Below are 14639 nucleotides of genomic sequence, written 5' to 3' on the forward strand. Positions count from 1 at the left end.
AGAGTTAACTTTTCGCGCTGCTGGCGGCTGGTTTCACAAAGCTTTCATCTGGCTGTCACACGAAAACGATACCGCATCGCAGGCGTCCAACGGCGCCAGTTCAACGGAGAGAACACATGTTCAAATTCACGGGGAAGGTGCTTTCCCTTTCGGCCGCGACCCTTATGGTGTCGTCGGTGATTTCGTCCGCGGCTTCGCTGGACGATCTCGTCAAGGCCGCGAAGGCTGAAGGCCAGCTCACGACCATCGCTTTGCCGCATGACTGGTGCGGTTATGGCGACGTCATCGCCGGTTTCAAGGCGAAGTATCCGGAAATCACCATCAACGAACTCAACCCCGACGCCGGTTCCGGCGACGAAGTCGAGGCGATCAAGGCCAACAAGGACAACAAGGGCCCGCAGGCTCCCGACGTCATCGACGTCGGCCTCTCCTTCGGCCCGACCGCCAAGGCCGACGGCCTGCTGATGCCTTACAAGGTGTCGACCTGGGACTCGATCCCGGACAGCGCCAAGGATGCCGACGGCGCCTGGTACGGCGACTATTACGGCGTGCTGTCGTTCATGGTGAACAAGGACCTGATCAAGGAATCGCCGAAGGACTGGGCCGATCTCCTGAAGCCGGAATTCGCCAACGCGGTCGCCGTTGCCGGCGATCCGCGCGCTTCGAACCAGGCCATCCAGGCAGTGTATGCCGCTGGCCTGTCGTCGGGCGCCGCCGCTGGTGAAGCCGCCGGCACCGCCGGCCTCGACTTCTTCAAGAAGCTCAACGCCGCCGGCAATTTCGTCCCGGTCGTCGGCAAGCCGGCAACGCTTGCCCAGGGCCAGACCCCGATCCTGATCAACTGGGATTACAACGCGCTTGCTGGCCGCGATACGCTGAAGGGCAATCCGCCCGTCGACGTCATCGTGCCGAAGACCGGCGTCGTCGCCGGTGTCTACGTGCAGGCCATCAGCGCCTTCGCGCCGCATCCGAACGCAGCCAAGCTCTGGATGGAATATCTCTATTCCGACGAAGGCCAGATCGGCTGGCTGAAGGGCTATTGCCACCCCATCCGCTTCAACGACCTCGCCAAGAACGGCAAGATCCCGGCGGACGTGCTGGCCAAGCTGCCGCCGGCGGAATCCTATGCCTCGGCCGCCTTCCCGACGCTCGAAGAGCAGGGCAAGGCCAAGGAAGTCATCAGCAAGAACTGGGACGCCGTTGTCGGCGCCAACGTCAAGTAAGGTTTGAAATCCACCGGGCGGCCGCGAGGCCGCCCGGCTTCCCCTCGAAGACGGTAGCCGGCGCATGACCGATCTTACGCTTTCAAATCAGGCACTTGCCACCAGGCCCGCGCCGCCGAACGAGGCGACCGCTTTCCGTCTGCCGACGCAGTGGATTGGGGTTGCGCCCTTCTTCATCTTCGCCCTGATGTTCCTGATCCTGCCGACGATTTATCTCGTCGTGGGCGCGTTCCAGCGTAGTGACGGCTCGTTCACCCTGGACAATATCCTGCAACTGCTAAGCGATCCGTCGATCAGCAGCTCCTATTGGGCCTCGATCAAGATCAGTTTCTGGTCGGCCATCATCGGCGCCTTTGCCGGGCTTGCCATTGCCATCGCCATCGTGCGCGGCGGACTGCCGAACTGGACACGTTCCGCGACCCTGACTTTTTCGGGCGTCGCCTCGAATTTCGCCGGCTTGCCGCTGGCTTTCGCGTTCCTGGCAACCCTTGGCCGCGTCGGCATCGTCACAACGCTTTTGCGCGACGTTCTCAATATCAACATCTATGCGATGGGCTTCAATTTCCTAACCACCTCGGGGCTGATCGCGGTCTATCTGTTCTTCCAGATTCCGCTGATGGTGGTCATCATCGTGCCGGCCATCGATGGCTTGAAAAAGGAATGGGGCGAGGCGGCCGCCACGCTTGGGGCCACTCAATGGCAGTATTGGCGCATGGTGGTCATCCCGGTGATATGGCCGAGCTTTCTCGGCACCGTCATCCTTCTGTTCGCCAATGCCTTCGGCGCCATCGCCACTGCCTATGCGTTTGCCGGCCCGGCGCTCAACATCGTCCCCATCAAGCTCTACTCGCAGATAAACGGCGACGTGCTGCACAACCCGCAGCTCGGCTATGCCATCGCCTTCGGCATGATCGTCATCACGGGCTTGGCCAACGTCTTCTACATCTGGTTCCGGACCCGGTCCGAAAGGTGGCTCAAATGAAGTCGGGCAAATTCTGGGCCTGGGTCGTCTTCATTGTCGGCGCGGCCTATTTCTTCATCCCGCTGATGGCGACGGTCGAATTCTCGCTGCGCATGCGGCGCGGCGTGCATTCCTTCGACGCCTACCAGATCGTGCTGGGCGACGCGCGCTTCCAGTCGACCTTCCTGTATTCCGTGGTCGCGGCCATCTTCACCATCATCCTCGGCGTGCTGATCGTCGTGCCGGCCGCCTACTGGATCCGGCTGCGTCTGCCGCAGCTCAGGCCGATCGTCGAATTCATCACGCTGTTGCCGCTGGTCATTCCGGCCATCGTCATCGTTTTCGGCTATATCAGGATGTACGGATCGAACTCACCGCTGCCGTTCCTGGGCAGCAATATGGGTGCCAACGCCCTGCTGGTCATCGGTTATGCGACACTGGCTCTGCCCTATATGTATCGTGCCGTCGATACCGGCCTGCGCACCATCGATGTGCGCACGCTGACGGAAGCGGCGCAGATCCTGGGCGCCGGCTGGGGCACGATCATTGGCCGGGTGATCCTGCCCAATGTGCTGATCGCCGTACTGTCGGGCGCGTTCCTGACCTTTGCCATCGTCATCGGCGAGTTCACCATGGCCAGCCTGCTCAACCGGCCGGCCTTCGGCCCGTATTTGCAGAATATCGGCGCCAACCGCGCCTATGAGCCGGCAGCCCTTGCCATCATCGCCTTCGCCATTACCTGGGGCTGCATGTCGCTGATCCAGATCCTGTCCCGCTTCGCGCCGAAATCGGCGAACCGCCCGAATTGATCGAAAAGCATTGACCTGAGAGAAAAGCCATGGCCGAGCCATTCCTGTCGATCCAGCATGTGCGAAAGTCCTACGGTTCCAACACCGTGGTGCAGGATTTCAGCCTCGACGTCGAGCCGGGCGAGTTCGTCTCGTTCCTCGGACCGTCCGGTTGCGGCAAGACGACTGTGTTGCGCATGGTCGCCGGCTTCGAGGAGCCCTCGGCCGGCAAGATCGTCGTCGCCGGCAAGGACATCACGCGGTTGAAGCCCAACCAGCGCAATGTCGGCATGGTTTTCCAGGCCTATGCGCTGTTCCCGAACCTCACCGTGGCGCAGAACATCGCTTTCGGACTGAAGGTTGCCGGCATGCCGAAGGCCGACGCCGACAAGCGCGTCGCCGAGATGCTCGACATGATCAAGCTGCCGCAGATGGCGGATCGCTATCCCTACCAGCTCTCCGGCGGCCAGCAGCAGCGTATTGCCTTGGCGCGAGCGATCGCACCGAAGCCAAAACTCCTGCTGCTCGACGAGCCGCTGTCGGCTCTCGACGCCAAGGTTCGCGTGTCGCTGCGCGAGGAAATCCGCTCGATCCAGAAGAAGCTCGGCATCACCACCATCTTCGTCACCCATGACCAGGAAGAGGCGCTGTCGATCTCCGACCGCATCGCCGTCATGTATGGCGGCAAGGCCGAGCAGGTCGCCACGCCGTTCGAGATCTACAACCGGCCGGCGACCAAGTTCGTCGCCAATTTCGTCGGCACGCTGAACGTGCTCGAAGGCAAGGTCACCGATGCCGCATCCGGCACGGTGCAGGTCAACACGCAGCAAGTCTCGCTCAAGGGCAAGCTCAACGGCTCGAAGTCCGGCGATACGCTGTCGCTGGCGCTGCGGCCGGAGGCGATTTCGCTTGGCAGCCAGCCCGGCCATGATTCCCGGCTGACCGGGGAGATTTCCGAAGTGCATTTCCTCGGTTCGGTGATCCGGGTCCGCGTCGGCATCGGCAACAACACGGTCTCGCTCGACACCTTCAACAACTCCGCCACCCCGCCGCCCGCCGTCGGCGAGAAGGCCGAGATTTCGTTCTCGTCGAGCGACATGCTGGTGCTGCATTAGCTATTCCACGGTCGGTTGGCGCGGCCAAACGGGTCCTTCAGCCGCCAGGATTTTTCGTGCTGTCCGCGGCGACACGGCCCGTGCCAGACGTGTCGCCTTGCGGTTTCATGGCCATGACTTTGGTACTGCCAATCGCCTCGTTCGACGGCTACGATAGAGCATGGCTCTTTTCGAACTCACCCTTGTCCTGCTTTTGACCGCCGTCGCGCTGACGGCACTGTCGCGACGGCTGGAGATACCCTATCCGTCCCTGCTGGCCCTGGCCGGTGTCGCGATTGCCTTCGTGCCTGGTGCGCCGACGATCGAGATCGATCCGGAACTGGCGCTTGCCCTGTTCATCGCGCCAGTGCTTCTCGACGCCGCCTATGACACCTCGCTGCGCGACCTGAAGCGCTACAGGTTGTCGCTGGTGCTGCTGGCGCTCGGCGCCGTGGTCTTCACCACGCTCGTGGTTGCCTTCGTCGGCTGGAAGATGGCCGGACTGCCGATCGCGGCGGCGATCGCGCTTGGCGCCATCGTGGCGCCGCCGGACGCGGTGGCGGCATCGGCCGTGCTCAGCCAGTTCAAGGTGCCGCACCGCATCACCGCCATCCTGCAGGGCGAGAGCCTGCTCAACGATGCCACGGCGCTGCTGATCTACCGGCTGGCGGTTTCGGCGGCGCTCGGCTCGATCATGCTCAGCAACGCCATTCCGACGATCTTGCTGTCAACCGTGGGTAGCCTTGTCGCGGGTTACGTGTTTGGCCGCGTCTCGCTGCTGACCCTCACCCGGATCGACGATGCCGCCAGCAGCACCGTGGTGCAGTTCGCCGGGACATTCGGCGTGTGGATACTGGCCGACAGGCTCGGTCTTTCAGCCATCATCACCATTGTCGTCTATGCCATCACCCTTGCGCGCAGGGCACCGCGCCGCATGTCGGCAAGAAGACGCGTCAGCACCTATTCGGTGTGGGAGTCGGCCGTCTTCGTGCTCAACGTGCTGGCCTTCGTGCTGATGGGCCTGCAGGCGCGATCGATCGTCGGCAGGCTTTCCGGCGACGGGCAGGGTGACGCCTTTCTCTTTGCCGCGACGGTGCTGGTCGTCGTCATCGTCGCGCGTCTCGTCTGGGTGGCCAGTTACGTTGCGATCATCCGATGGTTCGCCCGCTTCGGCGGCGAAGACAGAAAGCGAGAAGCACCGACGTTTCGCGGGGGCGTGCTCGTCGGCTGGTGCGGCATGCGGGGGCTGGTGACGCTGGTGGTGGCGATTGCCCTGCCGGCCGACTTCCCGGGCCGCGATCCAATCGTGCTTGCCGCCTTCGCTGTGGTGCTCGGCACGCTAGTGCTGCAAGGCATGACCTTGAAGCCCTTGCTGCGAATACTCGCCTTCGAACGCGACACGACAATAGACCGTGAGGTGGCGCAGGCGCGCGTTGCCATCATGCAGGCCGCCCTTGATGTGTTGAGCCGCAAGACGTCGTCAGCCGCGGCTGTCGTGCGCGAGCAGTACGAAGCGCAGCGGCTGATCGCTGAGAACCCGGAAGACGCGCAGGCGGCAACCGAATATGACCGGCTGCGGCTATACGCCATCAACCGCCAGCGTGACACGCTCGAGGAATTGCGCAGCAACGGCACGATCGGCGACGAAGCCTATCACCGGCTGGAGGAAGAGATCGATTGGGCGGAACTGGCCGCATCGCCGGCCGGGCGCTTCCAGCCGCTGACCACGGATTAGTTGGCAAGTCTTGCGATCGCCTTGCTGGCCCAAGCCCCGTCCGTCTTCCTGCACATTGCAAGCAATCGACCGAACCGTTACTGCCAACGCCGAGAAGTGAGCCGGATAAGCAATGAAGCTCGTCAGCTACAACATTCAGTACGGGTTCGGCAGCGACGGACGCTACGATCTTTCGCGCGCCGCGCGCATCATTGCCGGCGCCGACATCATCGCCTTGCAGGAGGTCGAGCGGCACTGGCAGCGCAGCAATTTCGACGACCAACCCGAAATCCTGTCTGACCTTCTGCCGGGCTATCACTGGGTCTATGGGCCGGCCTTCGACATGGACGCCAGCGAATGGCGGGACGGCCGCCTGGTCAATCGGCGCCGGCAATTCGGCACCATGGTGCTGTCGAAGCTGCCGATCGCCTGGTCGCGGCTCCACGCGCTGCCGATGCGCCGCACGCTGCGGCCGCTCAACACCCGCAACGCCGCGCTCGAATGCATGATCCGCACGCCGGCCGGGCCGATCAGGGTGCTCTCGCTGCATCTCGCGCATATCGCTGCGGAAGAGCGGCTGGACCAGATTGATTATCTCGTGGCCGAGCACCGCCGGGCGCCATCGGAAGGCGGACCGTGGAGCGGCGCGGACGACGAGCCTTCGCGGAACTGGACGCATGGAGAACCGGAGCCGGAAAACCCGCTGGCGGCGATCTGGCTGGGCGATTTCAACATGGAGCCGGGCAGCGCTGAGTATCGCCGCATTGTCGGCAGCACGCCCTATCATCGGGGTGCCGCCTATCTCGACGGCTTCGTCGATGCCGCCGCGGTGACGGTTGAGCCGGCTGGCGACTTCCACACGCATGAGAAGATCATCGACGGCAGGCTGGCAAAGCGCCGGCTCGACCATTGCTTTGTCGGCGGCATGTTGGCGGGGCGGGTGAAATCGATCGGCGCCGACATCGGCGAGATGGCGTCCGATCACTTTCCGGTCCGGGTCGACCTCGACCTCGAAACGCCATTCGGCCCGGGAGTTCGATGAAACCCGCATGACGCTTTTCGTCTTCTTCGCCGTGCTTGCCGCGGCCGCCATGCATGCGATCTGGAACGCGCTGGTCAAGGTGCATCTCGACCGCTTCCTGTCGATCACGCTGATGACGTTGGGTATGGGGGTCGCGGGCCTCGTGGTGCTGCCTTTCGTCGAGGTGCCGAAGGCGGAAGTCTGGCCCTACATCATCGCTTCGGTGATCTTTCATATGGGCTACCGTACCTTCCTGATCGGCGCCTATCAGGCCGGCGATTTCGCGCAGACCTATCCGTTGGCGCGCGGCACGGCCCCGCTGCTGGCGGCGATTGGCGGCATGTTCGTCGTCGCCGAGGTGCCGGCGCCGCTCGCCATCGTCGGCATCCTGCTGTTGTCGGCCGGCACGCTGGTGATGTCGTTTCGCGGCGGGGCGCATCTGGAGAAACTGAACCTGCGCGCCGTCGGCTTTGCCTTCGGCACCTCGGTGTTCATCGCCAGCTACACGCTGTCCGACGGCAGCGGCGCGCGGCTGGCGGCAACGGCGCAGAGCTATGCCGCCTGGCTGTTCATCTGCGATGCGCTTGGCGCGTTGGTGCTGTGCCTCATTTTCCGGGGACCCAAGGCGCTGCCAGTGTTGGCGCGCGACTGGAAGACCGGGCTGTTCACCGGCGTGCTCAGCGGTGCCGCCTACTGGATCGTGATGTGGGCGATGACCAAGGCGCCGATCGCCTCGGTGGCGTCGCTGCGCGAGACCTCCATCCTGTTCGCCATGATGATCTCGGTCTACGCGCTCGGCGAGAAGATGACGGGCTGGCGCGGTGCGGCCGCGCTCAGCATTGTCGCCGGCGTTATCGCACTCCGGCTGGGGTGATCCGAGCTCAACCCAGCACGGTCATAACCTGGCCGCGCCGCTCCGGACTGAAGCGGATGACGACGATGATACAGACGGCGACCACGCCGGCGAACAGCGCCAGCGCGTAGCCGTAGCTGCCGCCGGCTGCCTCGGCGATCCCCGCCTGATACGGACCGCCATAGGAGGCGGCGAGATTGCCGGCCTGGTAGATGAAGCCGGGCAAGGTCGCGCGCACCGCGCCCGGCGAAAGCTCGTTGAGGTGCACCGGGATGACGCCCCAGGCGCCCTGGACCGCGACCTGCATGACGAAGGCGCCGACGGCCAGCATGAAGGGCGTGGAACTGTAGGCCCATAGCGGGATCGCCGGCAGGGCGATGATGCAGGCCAAAGTGATGGCGTTGACGCGGCCGATCTTCTCCGACAGCGCGCCGAAGGCCAGGCCGCCGACAATGGCGCCGATATTGGCGACGATGGTGATCCAACTCACCGTATGCGGGTCAAAGCCGTGCTGCTTCTTCAGGAAAGTCGGGTAGAGATCCTGCGTGCCGTGGCTGAAGAAATTGAAGAACATCATCAGCACCACGGCATAGAGCGCGACGCCCCAGTGCTTCTGCAGCGTCTCCAGAAGCCCCGGCCGGGCCTGTTTCCGTGCCTCGACGAAGGCCGGCGACTCCGGCACGTGCGAGCGGATGAAGAGGACGATCAACGCCGGAATGAAGGAGAGCAGGAACATGGCGCGCCAGCCGACGGTATAGCCGCCGATCGTCTGCTGGTAGAGCAGGCCGTAAACCACTGCCGCCAGGAGGTAACCTGCCGGATAGCCGCATTGCAGGATGCCCGAGACGAGGCCGCGAGCGCTGGGCGGAATGGATTCCATGGCGAGCGAGGAGCCAAGCCCCCATTCGCCGCCCATGGCGATGCCGAACAAAGCGCGCAGCGCCAGGAAGATGCCAAGATTGGGCGAGAAGGCGGCGAGCGCCCCGATCACCGAATAGCTGACGATGTTGAGCATGAGGATCGGCTTGCGCCCATATTTGTCGGCGAGCATGCCGAAGAAGAACGCGCCGATGAAGCGTGTCGCCAAGGTCAGGAACAGTGCCTTGGAAACTGCCGGGACATCGGTCTGGAATTCAGCCGCAATATCGGTGAGCAGGAATGTCAGGAGGAAGAAATCAAACGCATCCAAGGTCCAGCCCAGGAACGAGGCCAGCACGGTTTTCTTCTGCGCTGCAGTGAGATTCAAGGCGTCCTCCTTTGTGCCCCCAAAGGAACGATATGTCGCCCTGTCGGCAAAAGAGAACAGCGATCAGCCGGCTTTCGAAAGGCCGGCGGTCACTTTTTCGTAAGGTCGAGATCGAAGACCATCAATCCTTCGGTGCCGCCTTCGAGTGCCGCGACCAGCCGTGCCCCGGCGCGCTGATGCGCCTCATGCACGAGATAGGCGTCGCGCGCCGCGGCGTCGCGGAAATCGATGGTGAAGCCATGGCTGAAACCCCGCGCGAACGGCTCGGGGCTGACATTGGCGCTGAACTGGACGGTGTCCATGCCGTCGATCACCTGCCGCAGCGCTTCGAGGTCGGCATGGATTGCCTTGCGTTCGCTGTCGGGGACATCGTTGCGAAACCTGACGAAGACACAGTGGCGGATCATCTTCATATTCCCTTCAAGCAGCCCGGTTTCCCGAAAACACCGCCGGCGGCAGCGGCTCGCGGCCGAGGATCAGGTCCGAGCCCTTTTCGCCGACCATGATGGTCGGCGCATTGGTGTTGGAGGAAGGCACGCGCGGCATCACCGAAGCGTCGCAAACGCGCAGCCCCTCGATGCCGCGCAGCCTGAGATCCGGCGTCACCACGGCCATCTCGTCATGGCCCATGCGGCAGGTGCCGACCGGATGGTGATCGGTCTTGGAGGTGCGGCAGGCATAGTCGATCAACTCGTCGTCGCTGGCGAGCGAGGGGCCAGGCAGCACTTCCCGCATGATGTAGGGGCTAAGCGCCTTCTGCCGCATGATCTCGCGCGCCAGCCGCAGCCCCTTGAGCGACATGGCGCGGTCGTAGGGATCGGACCAGTAGTTGGGGTCGATCAGCGGATGGTCGGCAGGGTTGGCGCTTTTCAGTCGCACCGTGCCGCGCGAGCGCGGCCGCAGGAAGGCCGAGTTCAAGGTGACGCCGGGGTTCTTCAATTTCTCCACGCCGGCCTCGATGCCGGATCCGAGGCCCAGATGGAACTGGATGTCGGGCGAGGCGGCGGTCGGGTCGGCGTACCAGAAGCCACCAGTCTCGAACAGGCTGGAGGCCACCGGTCCCTTCTTCAACAGCAGATATTGCAGGCCGGCCCAGGCGGTGCGGTGCAGCTTGGCGTAATTGTCATAGCTGTGATCGCCGGTGCATTCGGCGATGACGAACAGGTCGAGATGGTCCTGCATGTTGGAGCCGACGCCGGGCAGGTCGTGTACCGGCGTGACGCCGACCGATTTCAAATGATCGGCCGGGCCGATGCCCGACTGCATCAACAGCTTCGGCGAGCCGATGGCGCCGGACGAGACGATCACCTCGCGGTCGGCGCGCAGGATGTTTGTCTCGCCGCCGGGTCTGTCGACAATCTCCACACCAATGGCGCGGCCTTTCTCGACGACGATGCGGGTGACCAGCACGCCTGTCCTGACGGTGAGGTTCTTGCGATCGCGGATCGGCTTCAAGTAAGCGACCGAGGCGGAGGAGCGCCGGGCATCCTTTTGGGTCAACTGGTAATAGCCGACGCCTTCCTGGGCGGCACCGTTGAAATCCGGGTTGAAGGGAATGCCCATCTCCTGGCCGGCGCGGAAATAGGCCTCGCAGATAGGCAGCGGCGCAATCGGGTTCGACACGCCGAGCGGACCCTGGTCGCCGTGGAAATCGTTGGCGTAGCGCTGGTTGTTCTCGGCGCGCTTGAAATAGGGCAGCACGTCGCGATAGCCCCAGCCGGCCAGCCCTTCCTCCTTCTCCCAGGCGTCGTAGTCGCGCGCATTGCCGCGCGTGTAGATCTGGGCGTTGATGGAGGAGCCGCCGCCGACCACCTTGGCCTGCGTGTACCAGAAGACGCGATCCTTCATGTGCTTCTGCGGCACGGTCGACCAGCCCCAGGAGGCAATGCCCTTGGTCATCTTGGCGAAGCCGGCCGGCATATGGATATAGGGGTGCCAGTCCTTGCCGCCGGCTTCGAGCAGCAGCACGGAATTGGAGGGGTCCTCGCTCAGCCGGTTGGCCAGCACGCAACCGGCCGGACCGGCGCCCACGATGATGTAGTCGGTCATTATCTCATCCACTCACAGCCGGGGCACGGAAAGCGCGCCGTCGACATTAATGATCGAGCCGGTCGAAAATCCCAGTCTGCCGGCGGCGAGTGCCGCCACCATGGCGCCGATGTCGGAGGCTTCGCCCCAGCGTTTCGCCGGCACCAGGCCGCTGTCGATCAGCGCATCGTATTTGGCGGTCACGCCCGCCGTCATGTCGGTGCGGATGATGCCGGGCCGCAGTTCGAACACGCCGATATTTTCCGGGGCGAGCCTGAGCGCCAGGTTCTTCACCCACATGGAAAGCCCGGCCTTCGACATGCAATATTCGGCGCGTTCCGGAGAGGCCATCTCGGCGCTGACCGAGGTGATGGTGATGATCGATTTCGCATGATCGCCGGGCTGGCGCAGCATTGCCTTGGCGACGGCCTGGCTGAGGAAGACGGTGCCACGCAAATTGATGCCCAGCGCGCGGTCGAAATTATCGGGTTTGAGGTCCAGCAGGTCGCCCCGCACGACGGCGCCAACGCCGGCATTGTTGACGAGGCAATCGATGCGGCCGAAGGCCTGTGTGGCAGTGTCGACCAGGGAGGCGTGGCTGGAAAGATCGGCGATGTCGCATTGGGCGTAGGCAAACTTCGCGCCACGCGCGGCCAGGTTTTCCGCAAGCCGGTCGGCAGGCTTGTCGGCAAGGTCAGCGACAAGAATATCGAAGCCGGCGTCGGCGAGCGCCTCAGCGCAGGCCAGCCCGATACCACGCGCACCGCCGGTGACGATAGCCGCGGGGCGGGTCATTGGAAACTAGCCTTACGGACGTAGGCGCTGCCCCTCATCGCCCTGCCGGGCACTTCTCCCCGTTTAGTGACGGGGAGAAGGATGCCGTCATCGCCGCTTTCGCCAATCGCCAGCGCTGCAAAAAGGTCGCCGGCGTTGCGGCCAAGTCCCTTCTCCCCGTCCTTCACGGGGAGAAGGTGCCGGCAGGCGGATGAGGGGCGGCGCTGACCTTTCATCATGCAAGTTCCACCTTGCGGATATGGTCCGCCACCCGCAGCGCCTGGGCGGCGATAGACAGCGCCGGATTGACCGCCGCCGAGTTCGGCAGAAAACTGGCGTCGACGACGAACAGGTTCGGGTGGTCGAAGGCACGGCAGAACGGATCGAGCGGCGACGTGGCCGGGTCGTCGCCCATTTTCACTGTCCCGCACTGGTGCGAGGGCGTGCGCTTGTCGAAGGGCCGTGACAGCACGATGGGATACCCGCAGGCGCGAAAATTCGCGCGCATCACCTTGGTCAGCCCGTCCAGCGACTGCATGTTGGAGCGCCGCCATTGCATGACGATGTCCTTGCCGTCGACCATGATGCGGCTTTCGGGGTCGGGCAGGTCCTCGCACATCAGATACCAGTCGACCGCATGGCCGGCCATGAAATCGAGCACGAATTTCGGCACTCGTTTCACGTTGGCCCTCAGCATGTTGCCGTCGATCTTGCCGAGAAGCTGGACATTGCCGAGCGGTTTGCCGCCCTTGCCGTCGCTGAGATAATAGTCGTTCAGCATCAGCGTCTTCTGGTAGACGGCATCGTTCCTGCGGCGCGGATCGATCGCCAGCATGGCGCTCGAATTGTGGTTCATGAAATTGCGGCCGACCTGGTCCGAGCGGTTGGCAAGGCCTTTGCCTCCCCCCTTGCCATTACCGGGCGAGGGCGAGCGCAGCAGGATGACCGCCGAATTGACCGCACCGGCCGACAATATGACCAGTTTCGGCGCGACTTTCCTCGGCTCACCGTTCAGGCGGTAGTGAACCGCCGAGATGGTTTTGCCGTCAGCTGATGTCTCCAGATATTCGACATAGGCGCCGGTTTCGAGCTTGATGTCCGGATCGGTCAATGCCGCCGCCAGCGGTGCCGTCTGGGCATCCATCTTACCCTGCCCGGTGTTGGGAAACGCGTCCCAGCCGGTCCTGCCCTCCTTCAGCCAGGTGTCGATGTCGACGCCGAGCGGCAGCGAGGCCGGATGCAGGCCGAGCCCCTTGAGCTCGGCGCGGGCGCGCGCGATCGGCGCCTCGTCGGGCACCGGCTTGAAGGCATAGGGAATCGAGTGGAACGGCTCGGTCGGGTCTTCGCCGAGCGCGCCGCGCACACGAAACAACTGCTCGGCCCTGGAATACCAGGGTTCGAATTCGTCATAGGAGAACGGCCAGGCCGGCGAGACGCCGCCGAAGTGCTCCATGTCGGAGAAATCCTCTTTGCGGTAGCGGATCAGCACCGCGCCGAAGAATTTCGAATTGCCGCCGACATAGTAGTAATTGCCGGGGTTGAAGGCGGCGCCGCCGGCCTCGCGCCACATCTCCTTTGGCCGGTAGTGCCCGTCGACGAAGATCGAGCGTGTGTCGCGCGCGTGCGGCGTTGCCGGCAAGGGTTCGCCACGCTCCAACATCAGGATGGAGGCGCCGCTGCCGGCCAGACCGGAGGCGATCGTGGCGCCGCCGATGCCGGAGCCGATGATGACGATATCCGGGTTTGCCATGTCTAAAGGTCTTTGTTTTGATGCATGTCGTTGTCCCAAAACCGGACCCACTTTTGGGCGACAGGCATCAGCGAATACGGCTCTCGGTCGCCGGGTCGAAGAACACCGCCTTGGTCAGGTTGAAGGCCAGCGGGGTGTTGGTGCCCGGCTGGATGTTGGCATCGGCGCGCAGCCGCGCCACCACGCCCTTGCCACCGAGATTGGTGACGGCGAAAGTGTCGGAGCCGGCCGGCTCCACCACCTCGATATGGCAATCGGCGGTGGCGATTTGCGAGGCGTTGCGTTCGGCGCCTTCCGGATCGGTGAGCGCCTCCGGGCGAACGCCGAAGATGACCGGCTTGCCCTTGAACGCCGACAATCCGGCCGGCGCGTTGGCCATCGGCAAGGTGATCGGCTGGCGGGCCTCGCGGTCGAGCACGACGGCCAGATCGCCGCCATTGCCGCCAATGGTCGCCGGGATCAGGTTCATCGCCGGCGAGCCCATGAAATCGGCGACGAAGACATTGCTCGGGTTGTTGTAGATTTCGGCCGGCGTGCCGAATTGCTGCACCTCGCCGTCGCGCATGACGGCGATCTTGGTCGCCAGCGTCATCGCCTCGATCTGGTCGTGGGTGACGTAGACGATCGTCGTCCCCGTGGTTGCGTGCAGGCGCTTGATCTCGATGCGCATGTCGACGCGCAGCTTGGCGTCGAGATTGGAAAGCGGCTCGTCGAACAGGAACAGCTTGGGGTCGCGCACCAGCGCCCGGCCCATGGCGACGCGCTGGCGCTGGCCGCCCGACAGCTGGCTGGGCTTGCGGTTCAGCAGATGGCCGATCTGAAGCACCTTGGCCACCTTGTCGATCGCCTTCTGGCGTTGGTCGGCCGGCACGCCGCGCATCTCCATGCCGAAGGAGATGTTCCCGGCCACCGTCATGTTGGGGTAGAGCGCGTAGCTTTGGAACACCATGGCGATGTCGCGCTTGGACGGGTGAAGATCGGTGATGGTGCGGCCGTCGACGCGGATATCGCCCGAGGTGATCGTCTCCAGTCCGGCAATGGTGTTGAGAAGGGTGGACTTGCCGCAGCCGGAAGGACCGACCAGCACCAGGAAGCCGCCCTTTTCCAGCTCGAGATTGATCCCTTTCAGGATCTCGACCTGGCCGAAACGCTTCCTCAGACCATCAATTTCCAGAAAAGCCATTGGG

General features: G+C 63.8%; 13 protein-coding genes. 7 read left to right on the top strand and 6 right to left on the bottom strand.

The features are described 5' to 3' along the window. Positions 1-116: 116 nt before the first annotated feature. The 7 genes from FJ948_RS11355 to FJ948_RS11385 all read left to right on the top strand — a co-directional run bounded on the left by FJ948_RS11355 (position 117) and on the right by FJ948_RS11385 (position 7675). Complete coding sequence (locus tag FJ948_RS11355; RefSeq protein WP_140704323.1) at positions 117-1223, top strand: ABC transporter substrate-binding protein; 1107 nt, start codon at positions 117-119, stop codon at positions 1221-1223. A 187-nt stretch (positions 1224-1410) separates the two neighbouring features. Further along, positions 1411-2205: an ABC transporter permease subunit gene (locus FJ948_RS11360; RefSeq protein WP_246677511.1), complete on the top strand. Its 795-nt coding sequence runs from the start codon at positions 1411-1413 to the stop codon at positions 2203-2205. Then, the gene (locus FJ948_RS11365) at positions 2202-2993 is read left to right on the top strand and encodes an ABC transporter permease (RefSeq protein WP_140704326.1); all 792 of its coding nucleotides are present in this window, start codon (positions 2202-2204) and stop codon (positions 2991-2993) included. Before FJ948_RS11360 ends, FJ948_RS11365 begins: the two co-directional genes overlap by 4 nt. 29 nt (positions 2994-3022) lie before the next feature. Beyond that, positions 3023-4087: an ABC transporter ATP-binding protein gene (locus tag FJ948_RS11370; RefSeq protein WP_140704328.1), complete on the top strand. Its 1065-nt coding sequence runs from the start codon at positions 3023-3025 to the stop codon at positions 4085-4087. Between the two features lie 160 nt (positions 4088-4247). Further along, positions 4248-5801, top strand: coding sequence for a sodium:proton antiporter (locus FJ948_RS11375; protein WP_140704330.1), 1554 nt, complete (start codon positions 4248-4250; stop codon positions 5799-5801). A 112-nt stretch (positions 5802-5913) separates the two neighbouring features. Continuing rightward, positions 5914-6822, top strand: a complete 909-nt coding sequence (locus FJ948_RS11380) for an endonuclease/exonuclease/phosphatase family protein (protein ID WP_140704332.1) — start codon at positions 5914-5916, stop codon at positions 6820-6822. Between the two features lie 7 nt (positions 6823-6829). Next, complete coding sequence (locus FJ948_RS11385; RefSeq protein WP_140704334.1) at positions 6830-7675, top strand: EamA family transporter; 846 nt, start codon at positions 6830-6832, stop codon at positions 7673-7675. A 7-nt stretch (positions 7676-7682) separates the two neighbouring features. On the opposite strand, the gene FJ948_RS11390 is transcribed toward FJ948_RS11385, so the two are convergent. The 6 genes from FJ948_RS11390 to FJ948_RS11420 all read right to left on the bottom strand — a co-directional run bounded on the left by FJ948_RS11390 (position 7683) and on the right by FJ948_RS11420 (position 14635). Next, the gene (locus FJ948_RS11390; RefSeq protein WP_140704336.1) at positions 7683-8900 is read right to left on the bottom strand and encodes an MFS transporter; all 1218 of its coding nucleotides are present in this window, start codon (positions 8898-8900) and stop codon (positions 7683-7685) included. Positions 8901-8989: 89 nt separating this feature from the next. Next, positions 8990-9307: a Dabb family protein gene (locus FJ948_RS11395; RefSeq protein WP_140704338.1), complete on the bottom strand. Its 318-nt coding sequence runs from the start codon at positions 9305-9307 to the stop codon at positions 8990-8992. Positions 9308-9320: 13 nt separating this feature from the next. Then, positions 9321-10952, bottom strand: coding sequence for a choline dehydrogenase (locus FJ948_RS11400; protein ID WP_181173654.1), 1632 nt, complete (start codon positions 10950-10952; stop codon positions 9321-9323). Between the two features lie 9 nt (positions 10953-10961). Beyond that, entirely contained in the window at positions 10962-11723 is a 762-nt protein-coding gene (locus tag FJ948_RS11405; RefSeq protein WP_140704342.1) for a 3-ketoacyl-ACP reductase, read from the bottom strand. Positions 11724-11937: 214 nt separating this feature from the next. Beyond that, the gene (locus FJ948_RS11410; RefSeq protein WP_140704344.1) at positions 11938-13452 is read right to left on the bottom strand and encodes a GMC family oxidoreductase; all 1515 of its coding nucleotides are present in this window, start codon (positions 13450-13452) and stop codon (positions 11938-11940) included. Between the two features lie 67 nt (positions 13453-13519). Further along, complete coding sequence (locus FJ948_RS11420; protein ID WP_140704346.1) at positions 13520-14635, bottom strand: ABC transporter ATP-binding protein; 1116 nt, start codon at positions 14633-14635, stop codon at positions 13520-13522. Positions 14636-14639 lie beyond the last annotated feature (4 nt).

This window comes from Mesorhizobium sp. B2-3-12, from assembly GCF_006442205.1.
Taxonomy (GTDB): Bacteria; Pseudomonadota; Alphaproteobacteria; order Rhizobiales; family Rhizobiaceae; genus Mesorhizobium.

Excerpts from the sequence above, each read along its gene's own strand:
- FJ948_RS11385 (WP_140704334.1), top strand. The coding sequence starts at position 6,830 with ATGACGCTTTTCGTCTTCTTCGCCGTGCTTGCCGCGGCCGCCATGCAT.
- FJ948_RS11375 (WP_140704330.1), top strand. The coding sequence starts at position 4,248 with ATGGCTCTTTTCGAACTCACCCTTGTCCTGCTTTTGACCGCCGTCGCG.
- FJ948_RS11380 (WP_140704332.1), top strand. The coding sequence starts at position 5,914 with ATGAAGCTCGTCAGCTACAACATTCAGTACGGGTTCGGCAGCGACGGA.
- FJ948_RS11360 (WP_246677511.1), top strand. The coding sequence starts at position 1,411 with ATGTTCCTGATCCTGCCGACGATTTATCTCGTCGTGGGCGCGTTCCAG.
- FJ948_RS11410 (WP_140704344.1), bottom strand. The coding sequence starts at position 13,452 with ATGGCAAACCCGGATATCGTCATCATCGGCTCCGGCATCGGCGGCGCC.
- FJ948_RS11370 (WP_140704328.1), top strand. The coding sequence starts at position 3,023 with ATGGCCGAGCCATTCCTGTCGATCCAGCATGTGCGAAAGTCCTACGGT.
- FJ948_RS11355 (WP_140704323.1), top strand. The coding sequence starts at position 117 with ATGTTCAAATTCACGGGGAAGGTGCTTTCCCTTTCGGCCGCGACCCTT.
- FJ948_RS11420 (WP_140704346.1), bottom strand. The coding sequence starts at position 14,635 with ATGGCTTTTCTGGAAATTGATGGTCTGAGGAAGCGTTTCGGCCAGGTC.
- FJ948_RS11365 (WP_140704326.1), top strand. The coding sequence starts at position 2,202 with ATGAAGTCGGGCAAATTCTGGGCCTGGGTCGTCTTCATTGTCGGCGCG.
- FJ948_RS11395 (WP_140704338.1), bottom strand. The coding sequence starts at position 9,307 with ATGATCCGCCACTGTGTCTTCGTCAGGTTTCGCAACGATGTCCCCGAC.
- FJ948_RS11405 (WP_140704342.1), bottom strand. The coding sequence starts at position 11,723 with ATGACCCGCCCCGCGGCTATCGTCACCGGCGGTGCGCGTGGTATCGGG.